This is a genomic window from Nostoc sp. NOS(2021), from assembly GCF_017115025.1.
Classification (GTDB): Bacteria; Cyanobacteriota; Cyanobacteriia; order Cyanobacteriales; family Nostocaceae; genus Nostoc.
The window spans coordinates 1-12341 of the sequence record NZ_JABXKM010000311.1; the positions used below are offsets into that span (position 1 = coordinate 1).

The following is a 12341-nucleotide window of genomic DNA, read 5'->3' on the forward strand; positions in this document are numbered from 1 at the left end:
GTATATTTTATCACATAGGTCTTACTGGTATACCGTTACTTTTATAGTGAAAAAATAAAATTGACAGAATTTTACAACTGAAATGAATAGTTATAAAGCACGACATATTAGGCAGTGATGTTAAACCCGTGGCAAGTGTAAAGCGCTGCTGTTCAAGTAACGCACCCTACTAAACTATTGGAGATATTGGAGAATTTATTTTTTGGGATTCCCTAAAGTTATAATCTGCGTCCACGAGTATTAAAGACTCGTTGACGGAGTTCAGAGGTGGATGAATCCAGTTCAAAGACTCGTTGACGGAGTTTTGATACTACTTTGGGAAGTCATCAAAAAGCGATCGCCACATCTACTAAATAAAGTGCTTTCCTGCCCCCTGCCCCAATACAAGTTTTGTAAAGTTTGTTAATCAAGATATTGTTCTGGGAATTCTAACCTAGTACACAGGAATTCTTGGAAAACTTTATGAGCGCAAAAGTTGATGGAACTGTAACGATCGCTGGCTACCAAATGATCGAGCAACTTTATTCAGGTTCTCGCACTCAAGTATATCGGGCAGTTCGAGAAGGCGATCGCCTACCAGTTGTGATCAAGCTCTTAAAACGAGAATACCCTACCTTCAGCGAATTAGTACAGTTTCGCAACCAATATGCGATCGCTAAAAATCTAGATATTTCCCCCATCATTAAGCCCTACAGCTTAGAAGCCCATCACAACGGCTATGCCCTAGTCATGGAAGACTTTGGTGGCATTTCTTTGCGGGAATTTACCGCCGGACGACTATTGACTTTAGAGCAATTCCTTGCTACTGCTCTACAACTGATAGACACGCTACACCCGTTACATCAACAGCGCGTCATTCACAAAGACATTAAGCCAGCCAATATCTTGATTCACCCTGACACGAAACAAATTAAGCTGATTGACTTCAGTATTGCCTCGCTTTTACCACGAGAAACCCAGGAGATCCAGAGCATTAACGGACTGGAGGGAACGCTAGCGTATCTTTCCCCAGAGCAAACCGGACGGATGAACCGGGGCATTGACTACCGCAGCGACTTCTATTCATTAGGTGTAACTTTCTTTGAATTACTGAGTGGAGAACTACCCTTTGAGTCCCACGATCCGATGGAGTTGGTGCATTGCCACATTGCAAAGCTTCCACCCTTCGTCTGTGATTTGAATCCCGATTTGCCCTTGATGCTGGGCGAGATTGTTCGCAAACTGATGGCGAAGAACGCCGAAGACCGCTATCAGAGCGCACTGGGACTTAAACATGACCTTGTTACCTGCTTAGAACAGTGGCGAGAAACAGGCAAGCATACCTGGTTTGAATTGGGACAGCGCGATATCAGCGATCGCTTTCTCATCAGAGAAAAACTCTACGGACGCGAATCGGAAGTGCAGACGTTATTGGAGGCATTTGGTCATGTTGCCAATGGTGGGTGTGAACTGATGCTGGTGGCAGGTTTCTCTGGCGTTGGCAAAACCGCAGTCGTCAATGAAGTGCATAAGCCGATCGTCCGGTGGAACGGCTACTTCATCAAAGGGAAATACGACCAGTTCAACCGCAACATTCCTCTGTCTGCTTTTGTCCAAGCCTTTCGAGACTTGATGGCACAGTTGCTGAGTGAAAGCGATACTCAATTAGAGCAATGGCAGAGCAAGATTTTAGCGGCAGTTGGAGAGAACGGGCAAGTCCTAATCGAGGTGATTCCTGAACTGGAGCAGATGATCGGTAAACAGCCTGCCATCGCTGAACTATCGGGCAGTGCGGCACAGAACCGTTTCCATCTACTGTTCCAAAATTTCATTCAAGTCTTCACCACAAGAGAGCATCCGTTAGTGATGTTTCTCGATGACTTGCAATGGGCAGATTCGGCATCGCTGAATTTGCTGAAGCTGTTAATGGGGAGCAATCGCGGTTATCTATTCATTATTGGTGCATACCGCGATAACGAGGTATTTGCGGCTCATTCACTGATGTTAACGCTAGATGAAATCGAAAAGGCATCCTCTGGCGTTAACACTCTGACTCTAGTTCCCTTGAGTCAAGCAGATGTGAATCAGTTAATCGCCGACTCCCTCAGTTGTGCAACGGGCCTGGCACTGCCGTTGACAGAGTTGGTTTATCAAAAAGCCAAAGGCAATCCCTTTTTCACGACTCAATTTTTGAAAGCGCTGCATGAGGATGGGCTGATTACCTTTGATTGGGAAGCAGGTTTTTGGCAGTGTGATGTCGGGCAAGTGCGATCGCTGGCTCTCACCGATGATGTGGTGGAATTTATGGCCCAACAGCTTCAGAAATTGCCCAACAACACTCAAGATGTTTTGAAACTGGCAGCTTGTATTGGCAATCAGTTTGATTTGGCGACGCTGGCGATCGTTTATGAAAAGTCGCAGACAGAAACCGCTTCGGACTTGTGGAAAGCATTGCAAGAAGGATTTATCATTCCCACCAATGAGGTTTACAAGTTTTATCAAACTGAAGCATCAGCCGCCACAGTCCAAACAGTACAGAAAGTTGACACCTGTGTTTACAAATTCTTGCACGATCGCGTCCAGCAAGCTGCTTATTTCCTGATTCCAGAAGAACAAAAACAGGCAACTCACCTGAAAATTGGGCAATTGCTTTTCAGTGCAATCAGCCAGACGGGAAAAGATGAAAAAATCTTTGAGATTGTCAATCAGTTAAATAAAGGAGCCGATTTAATTGACTCAGAAACTGAACGTGAGGGATTAGCAAAGTTAAACCTAGCTGCTGCACAAAGAGCAAAATCTGCAACCGCTTACGTCGCAGCAATTGAATACGCAACTAAAGGCATACAACTTCTCACAGCAAGTTGTTGGCAGCAATGCTATGACATCACCTTGGCTCTGCATGATTTAGCCGCAGAAGTAGCCTGTCTGAGCGGTGACTTTAGGCAAATGGAGCAGATAGTTGAGCGGGTACTGCAAAATGCTCGTCAATTACTAGACAAAGTTAAGGTTTATGAAGTTAGAATTTTGGCTGACGTGGCGCAGAGTCAGCAGCCCCAAGCGATTAAAACCGCTCTTTCTGCTTTGAAATTATTTGGAGTGTTGTTTCCAGAACAGCCCACTGAGGCAGATAATACTCAAAGTTTGCAACAGACTGAAGATATATTAAAAGGAAAAGATTGGGCAGATTTGCTAGAACTGCCAGAGATGACAGACCTTCAAGCTCTGGCAGTGATGCGAATTTTAGCAACCGTGACAGCAGCAGTCTATCAAGCGGTTCCAGAACTACTGCCGTTAATCGTGTGCAAGCAAGTTAGGTTATCTGTTGAATATGGTAATGCTGCGGTATCAGCGCAAACTTATGCTTGGTATGGAGTAATTCTGTGCGTTATTGGAGAAATAGATTTGGGCGATCGCGTTGGTCAACTGGCAATGGGACTATTATCACGCTTTGACAGTAAAGAATTTAAAGCCAGCACGATTAACATGGTTTATCCCTTCGTAAAGCCTTGGAAACATCATATTCAAGAGTCACTCGCTCCTTTACTCGACGGATACCACACCGGTCTGGAGATGGGTACTTTAGAATATGCTGCCTACTGTGCCTACAATTACTGTTCGCTGTCCTTTTTTATCGGAAAAGATTTGTCAATCCTAGAATCAGAAATCAAGATTTACAGTCAGGCGTTGGCTCAACTCAAACAGGAAGTTGCTCACAACTATCTGAGAGTCTTTTACCAATCCGTCTTGAATTTACTCGGCCAGAGTGAATGTCCCTGGAAAATTCAAGGTGTAATCTATGACGAACAAATGATGTTGCCCTTGCATCAGAAGGCAAATGATCTTTACGCAATGGGAACACTGTATATTAATAAATTAATTCTTTGTTGCTTGTTCAATGAGTGGGAGCAAGCAATCAAAGTGGCAGTTTATGCCAAACAATATTTGAGTGGAGTATCCGGCTGTTTCATGGTTCCGGTGTTTCACTTTTACGATTCATTGACCCATTTGGCGATCGTAGCCAACGCTCAAGGCAGAGAATATGCTAGCCTCCCCCAGGAAGTTGTTGACAACCAGAAGAAGCTTAAACAATGGGCAAACCATGCACCCACAAACCATTTACACAGATTTTATTTGGTTGAAGCAGAGCAGTATCGGGTGTTGGGGCAGATGTATGAAGCAATGGATTACTACGATCGCGCGATCGCATCTGCAAAAGAAAACGGCTACATCCAAGAAGAAGCCCTCGCCAACGAACTAGCAGCTAAATTTTACCTCAACTGGGGCAAAAAACGGATTGCCCAGTCATACATGACCGAAGCCTACTACAGCTATGCTCATTGGGGTGCTAAAGCCAAAGTCGCCGACTTGGAACGACGCTATCCCCAACTCCTCGCCCCCATCTTAGAGCAAACCCGTTCTCCCTTCTCAACCAACGAAACTATCTTCACATTGGGGAGTGTCACCTCCACCAGTTCTGCCACTTCCAGCAGTAGCAGCCTCTTTGTTGCTTTAGATTTCGCTACCATTCTCAAAGCTTCCCAAACCCTTTCTGGGGAAATCGAACTCGAAAAACTGCTGTCGGCATTGCTGCATATCGTCATTGAAAATGCGGGAGCTGATAAGTGTGTGTTCATGCTTTTGGAGTCAGGTGGTTTGCTAATTCAGGCGTTAGCACAGCTTTCCCCTGGTGTCGCATCTGTACAGAACAAGGGAATTGCTCAAGTCGATTTTTACCCCATGTTGCTCAACCCACAGCCTGTTGAAGACTCTGTTGATGTGCCAGTTGGCTTAATTAATACCGTCAAACGCAGCTTAAAACCAGCAGTGATTATTGATGCCACAGTGCATCCGCAATTAATCAATGATCCGTATATTCAGCAACAGCAGCCCAAGAGTATCTTGTGCTGCCCGATTTTGCATCAGGGTAAGTTGCTTGGTATATTGTATCTGGAAAATAATGTCGCAACCGGAGCCTTTACGAGCGATCGCGTCGAACTGCTGAACTTGCTGTGCGCTCAGGCGGCAATTTCTCTGGAAAATGCCCGACTTTATCGAAATTCCCAGAACTATGCTCAACAGTTAACACAATCTCTAGCAAAATTGCAGGCTAGTGAAATTCGCTTCCAAAATTTGGCGAATAATATTCCTGGTATGGTGTACCAATTCCGGATCGCGGCCGACGGTTCAACTTCAACACCCTACGTTAGCTCTGGCTGTATCGACTTGTATGGGTTAGCGCCAGAGTTGGTGATGGCAGGGACACATAGCCTTTACGACATGAATCATCCTGACGATCAACCAGCTATTGTCCAAGCGATCGCTTACTCTGCCCAAACTCTGACACCGTTTGACGTAGAATGCCGGATTATCCTGCCTTCAGGAACCGTCAAATGGATTCAATCTCTTGCTCGGCCAGAGCGACAAGCCGATGGCGCAATCTTATGGGATGGGGTGATGATTGATATTAGCGATGTCTACAACGAGCTTCGCTTACGCAAAGAAGCCGAAGCATCTCTAGCCAAAGAACGAGAGTTTTTGAATGCGATCATTCACAATATTACCGATGGGATTGTTGTTTGTGATGCTAGTGGCAAGTTGACCCTATTCAATAATGCAACTCGTGAGTTTCATGGCTTACCAGTGGAATCATTACCAGCAGAACAATGGGCAGAACACTTCTCACTCTATCAAGCTGATGGACAAACACCTCTGTCAATCACAGAAATTCCGCTGTTTCGCGCCTTGCAAGGGGAAATAGTCGAAAATGCCGAAATGGTAATTGCGCCGAAGCATGGTTCTACGAGAATTTTGTTAGCAAGCGGACAAGCAATTTTCGATCCTTTGGGTAACAAAGTCGGTGCAGTAGTTGTGATGCGAGATATTAGCGATCGCAAACTTGCTGTACTTGCCTTGCAGCAAAAATCACTTGATTTGCAACAAGCATTGAACGATTTACAAAACGCCCAATTACAAATGGTGCAAAGTGAAAAAATGTCTGCATTGGGCAACTTAGTTGCTGGTGTGGCTCACGAAATGAATAATCCCCTCGGTTTTATTTCTGCCAGTCTCAAACAAGCTAAACCCACTATTGCTGATATTGTTGAACACCTCAGACTATATCAAGAAAGTTTACCCAAAAAGAGTGAGGAAATTCTTCACCATGCTGAAGAAATCGACCTAGATTATAGCTTATCAGACTTGCCCAAGATAATTGATTCCATGTCTATGGCGTGCGATCGCCTGAAAAATATCAGCACCAGTCTCCGCACTTTCTCCCGTGCTGATCGAGATTACAAAGTACCATTTAACATTCACGATGGCATTGATAGCACAATTTTAATTTTGAAACATCGTCTGAAGGCGAATGAACAACGTCCAGCGATTGAAATTGTCACAAATTACGGGAATTTACCTCAAGTAGAATGTTTCCCTGGTCAATTAAATCAGGTATTTATGAATCTTCTAGCCAATGCTATTGATGCATTAGATGAATCTAACACCGGACGCAGTTATGAGGAAATTAAAGCTAATCCTAACTGCATTACAATTACAACTTCAGTCGAAAATAATCTAGTTAAAATTGCCATTGCTGATAATGGTCAGGGGATGAGTGAAGAGGTAAAACTAAAGATATTTGACCACTTATTTACTACCAAAGGTGTCGGTAAAGGTACAGGGTTAGGATTAGCGATCGCTCGTCAAATCGTCGAATCAACCCATAGTGGCAAATTGAGTTTTAACTCTCTTCTAGGTAATGGTACAGAATTTATCATTGAAATTCCGGTATAATCTTTAGCTCTTGTTGGTAAACAACTTCAGATATCTGGGAATACTAAATCTGGAAGCCTTAAGGATAAGCGCAATATGGTCAGTATTCCCGGATATCGAATCAGTGAAGAACTCTACAATGGTTCCAAAACCCTAGTTTATCGGGGGTATCGAGAAACAGACTCCTTAAGAGTAGTGATTAAACTGCTGAAAAATCCTTATCCCAGTTTTAGCGAACTCTTGTCGTTTCGCAATCAGTACACCATAGCCAAAAATCTCAACTCACCTCTAATTGTCCAAACCTACAGCCTGGAACCTTACCAAAATGGCTATGCGTTGGTAATGGAAGACTTTGGGGGGATTTCTCTTAAAAATTATTTCACCTCTGTAAAGACGCAATATATCGCGTCTCTACAAGAGTTTTTAGTTCTAGCGATCGCACTGTGCAATACCTTAGATATATTCTATCGCGAGCGGATTATTCATAAAGATATCAAACCCGCCAATATTCTCATTAATCCCGAAACCAAACAAGTTAAATTAATTGACTTTAGTATTGCATCTTTACTACCACGGGAAACCCAAACACCAATCAATCTCAATGTATTAGAAGGGACACTTGCTTATATTTCTCCAGAACAAACAGGAAGAATGAATCGGGGGATTGATTACCGAACTGATTTTTATTCTTTAGGTGTAACTTTCTACGAATTACTGACTGGAGAATTACCGTTTAAGTCAAACGACCCGATGGAGTTAGTACATTCTCATATTGCGAAACTTCCACCCTTAGTACATAAAATTAACCCACAAATCCCGTCTGTACTCTCGGAGATTGTCAACAAATTGATGGCGAAAAATGCTGAAGACCGCTATCAGAGTGCCTTGGGATTGAAGTTTGATTTAGAAAATTGTTTATCTCAACTTCAAGTTTCTGGTGAAATTAAGAGTTTCCCAATTGCAGAACGGGATGTGTGCGATCGCTTCATTATCCCCGACAAACTCTATGGACGAGAAACCGAAATATCAACCCTACTTCAAGCATTTGAAAGAGTCAGCCTTGGTGCAACAGAAATGATGTTGGTAGCTGGTTTTTCGGGAATTGGTAAAACTGCGGTTGTTAACGAAGTTCATAAACCAATTGTTAGACAACGCGGTTATTTTATTAAAGGCAAATATGACCAATTTCAACGCAATATTCCCTTCAGTGCATTTGTGCAAGCCTTCCGGGATTTAATGGGACAATTGTTAAGCGAAAGTGATGCACAGATTCAGCAATGGAGAAACCAAATATTAGATGCTGTTGGAGAAAATGGACAAGTAATTATTGAAGTCATCCCCGAATTAGAAATAATTATTGGTCAACAACCACCCACCATAGAATTATCAGGAACGGCGGGACAAAATAGATTTAATTTATTGTTTCAAAAATTTACCCAAGTTTTTACCAGTGCTGAACATCCATTAGTGATGTTTTTAGATGATTTACAATGGGCAGATTCGGCATCACTGAAGTTAATGCAGCTGTTAATGGCTGATACAGGTCATCTTTTATTAATTGGTGCATACCGTGATAACGAAGTCAATCCAGCACATCCATTAATCTTGACTTTGAGTGAGATTCAAAAAACACAAGCAACGATTAATACAATTACCTTAGCACCACTGAGTCAAATCACAGTGAATCAATTAGTTGCTGACACACTTAAATGTACAGAAAGTTTGGCATGGACTGTTTCTCACTTGGTATCTCAGAAAACCAAAGGTAATCCGTTTTTCGCTACACAGTTTCTCAAAGCATTGCATCAAGATAGGCTGATTCAATTTGATTTTGAATTAGCTTGTTGGCAATGTGACATTGTACAGGTGAATCAGCAAGCAGTTACAGACGATGTTCTAGTTTTTATGAAATTTCAATTACGAAGACTGCCACAATCAACTCAACACGTCTTAGAGTTAGCTGCTTGTATTGGCAATCAGTTTGATTTAGCAACTTTGGCAATTGTTTCAGAACAGTCAGAGGTAGAAACGGCTGCTGATTTATGGAAAGCTTTACAAGAAGGGCTAATTTTACCGATTAGTGATGTTTATAAGTTTTATCAAAATTCGTCATTGGTCATTGGTCATTTGTCATTAGAAAATAACAAACAAATGACAAAGGACAAAGGACAAAGGACAGCTTCATATAGATTTTTACATGACAGAGTACAGCAAGCGGCTTATTGCCTGATTCCCGATGGGCAAAAAACAGCAACTCATCTCAAAATTGGACATTTACTCCGCGAAAATTTCTCCGAGATCGAGCTTGAGGAAAAACTGTTTGATATTGTCGGGCATTTGAATTTAGGAATTGAGTTAATTACTCAACCAAGCGATCGCCAAGCATTAGCTCAACTGAATTTGAAAGCTGGAGTCAAGGCGAGAAATTCTACAGCTTACGTCGCCGCAAGGGATTATTTGCAAACGGGGATTAAGCTATTACAAACAAACTGCTGGCAACATCAGTATGAATTGACTCTGAATCTATATGTGACGGCTGCGGAAGCTGCCTATTTAAATGGTGACTTCGAGGGCATGGAACTCTTAACCGCAGTGGTATTGCAGCAGACACAGACAATTTTTGACAAAGTGAAAATCTACGAAATTCAAATCGCGGCATTAACGGCTCAGAGCCAAATGTTAGAGGCGATCGCGGTGGGAAGAGAGGCACTGAGTCAATTAGGGGTGGATCTCCCAAGTGCGCCAGATGAAGCCCAAATCGGCAAAGTGCTACAAGAGGTGGCAAGCCTTCAAAGCGGCAGAGATATTGCCGAGCTGATTGACCTGCCCGTGATGAGCGATCGCACAGCCGAAGCCGCGATCCAACTGTTAGGAGTTTTGTTTCCAGCAGCGATCCAGGGAATGCCAGGGTTACTGCCCCTGTTGAGCGCGACGATGGTGCGGTTGTCGCTCCAGTTTGGCAATGCCCCCGCCTCGATAGTCGGCTATGCGATTCATGGCATGGTGCTGTGTGCCTTTTTGGGCGAAGTCGAAACAGGCTACGGATTTGGTCAATTAGCGCTCTCGTTGCTGGAACGGTTGAATGCTCTCTTAATAAAGTCCATCACTCTAAACCTGTTTGGGGCTTTCATTCAACATCGCCACGAAGCGCTGAGAGCAACGATATCGACGCTGAAAGATAGCTACACGACTGGTATGGAAACTGGCGATTTTCTCTCTGCTGGCTACAGCGCAATATCCTACATGAATATTGCGGTTTTCGCAGGTGTAAACCTGGACACTTTAGAACCCGAATTCGCCGCTTACAGTGCTGCCTTGGCTCAGGTTAAACAAGATTCGGCGCATATTCATTCGGACATAACGCGGCAAACGGTGCAGCATTTGCGAGAAACGGTGAGCCAACCCGATTGCTTAATTGGTACTATCTACGATGAAACGGTGATGCTGCCGAAGCAACAGCAGGATAATGATCTCACCCCGATCGCCGTTGCCTACATCTATAAACTGCTGCTTGCCTACTCATGGGGCAATTATCAGGCTGCCTTCGACTACATCACCACAGTCAAGTCCTATTTGATGGCAGTATCGGGAATGGTCTTTAGTCCCATTTTCCATTTTTATGCCGCACTAACGAACCTGGCACTCTTCCCCACCGAGCCAGAACCAGAACAAGCCGAAATGCTTGCTGTTGCCGTCACTCATCAAACGATTCTGCACCAGTGGGCGGAAAATGCCCCGATGAATCACTTGCATAAATGGTATTTAGTCGAGGCTGAACGTTATCGAGTTTTGGGTGAAAAAATCGCCGCCATTGAGTGTTATGACAAAGCAATTACTCTTGCTAAAGAACATCAGTTCATCAACGAAGAAGCGTTAGCCAACGAACTCGCAGCTAAATTCTACCTGGAATGGGGTAAAGAGCAATTTGCTCAAATTTACATCACAAATGCTTACTACTGCTATGCTCGCTGGGGTGCTAAAGCCAAAGTTGCTGACCTGGAAAACCACTATCCCCAACTGCTTGCCCCCATCCTCAACCAAACCCGTTCTCCCTTCTCAAAGAGCGAAACTATCTTCGCCTTGGGAAGTGTCACATCCACAAGTTCCGCCACTTCCAGCAGTGGCAGTATCTCTGTGGCTTTAGATTTAGCTGCCATTCTTAAAGCTTCCCAAGCGATCTCAGGCGAAATCGAACTGGAAAAACTGCTTTCATCATTGCTGCATATCGTCATCGAAAATGCGGGAGCCGATAAGTGTGTGTTAATGCTTATGGAGTCAGGTAATTTACAGATTCGGGCATTAGCAAAGCTGGGGCTACAGAACAATGGAAATACCAAAGTTGATTTTTCTGCAATGCTGACTAATCCACAGCCTGTTGAAGAGTCAACCTATGTACCAGTTGGCTTAATTAATACTGTTAAACGCAGTTTACAACCAGCAGTAATTGTTGAGGCTATTGTGCATCCACAATTAATTAATGACCACTATATTCAGCAACAGCAGCCCAAAAGTATCTTGTGTAGTCCAATTTTACATCAGGGTAAACTGCTTGGTGTGCTGTATTTAGAGAATAACCTAGCGACTGGAGCGTTTACCCATGAGCGGGTCGAACTGCTCAATCTCCTCTGCGCTCAAGCGGCAATCTCATTGGAAAATGCCCGACTGTATGCCCAAGAACAGGAAAAATCACAAGATTTAGAACAAGCGCTAACTGATCTGCAAAACGCCCAATTACAAATGGTGCAAAGTGAAAAAATGTCTGCACTGGGCAACTTAGTTGCTGGTGTAGCTCACGAAATGAATAATCCTTTGGGTTTTATTGCTGCGAGTCTCAAACAAGCCAAACCTACCTTCGCTGATATTATCGAACACTTGAAACTGTATCAAGAAAGTTTCCCCAACAAGGGTGATGAAATTATCGACCATGCCGAAGAAATTGACTTGGATTATAGCTTATCAGACTTACCCAAGATGATTGATTCCATGTCTATGGCGTGCGATCGCCTGAAAAATATCAGCACCAGTCTCCGCACTTTCTCCCGTGCTGATCGAGATTACAAAGTACCATTTAACATTCACGATGGCATTGATAGCACAATTTTAATTTTGAAACATCGTCTGAAGGCGAATGAACAACGTCCAGCGATTGAAATTGTCACAAATTACGGGAATTTACCTCAAGTAGAATGTTTCCCTGGTCAATTAAATCAGGTATTTATGAATCTTCTAGCCAATGCTATTGATGCATTAGATGAATCTAACACCGGACGCAGTTATGAGGAAATTAAAGCTAATCCTAACTGCATTACAATTACAACTTCAGTCGAAAATAATCTAGTTAAAATTGCCATTGCTGATAATGGTCAGGGGATGAGTGAAGAGGTAAAACTAAAGATATTTGACCACTTATTTACTACCAAAGGTGTCGGTAAAGGTACAGGGTTAGGATTAGCGATCGCTCGTCAAATCGTCGAATCAACCCATAGTGGCAAATTGAGTTTTAACTCTCTTCTAGGTAATGGTACAGAATTTATCATTGAAATTCCGGTATAATCTTTAGCTCTTGTTGGTAAACAACTTCAGATATCTGGGAA

The 12341-nt window shown here is 43.2% G+C and carries 2 protein-coding genes; both read left to right on the top strand.

What is annotated here, in order from left to right:
- Positions 1-462: 462 nt before the first annotated feature.
- The gene (locus HWQ41_RS30240; RefSeq protein WP_292771242.1) at positions 463-6768 is read left to right on the top strand and encodes an AAA family ATPase; all 6306 of its coding nucleotides are present in this window, start codon (positions 463-465) and stop codon (positions 6766-6768) included.
- A gap of 75 nt (positions 6769-6843) precedes the next feature.
- A complete protein-coding gene (locus tag HWQ41_RS30245) occupies positions 6844-12300 on the top strand; it encodes an ATP-binding sensor histidine kinase (protein ID WP_292771244.1) in 5457 nt (1818 codons plus the stop codon).
- Positions 12301-12341: the final 41 nt, after the last annotated feature.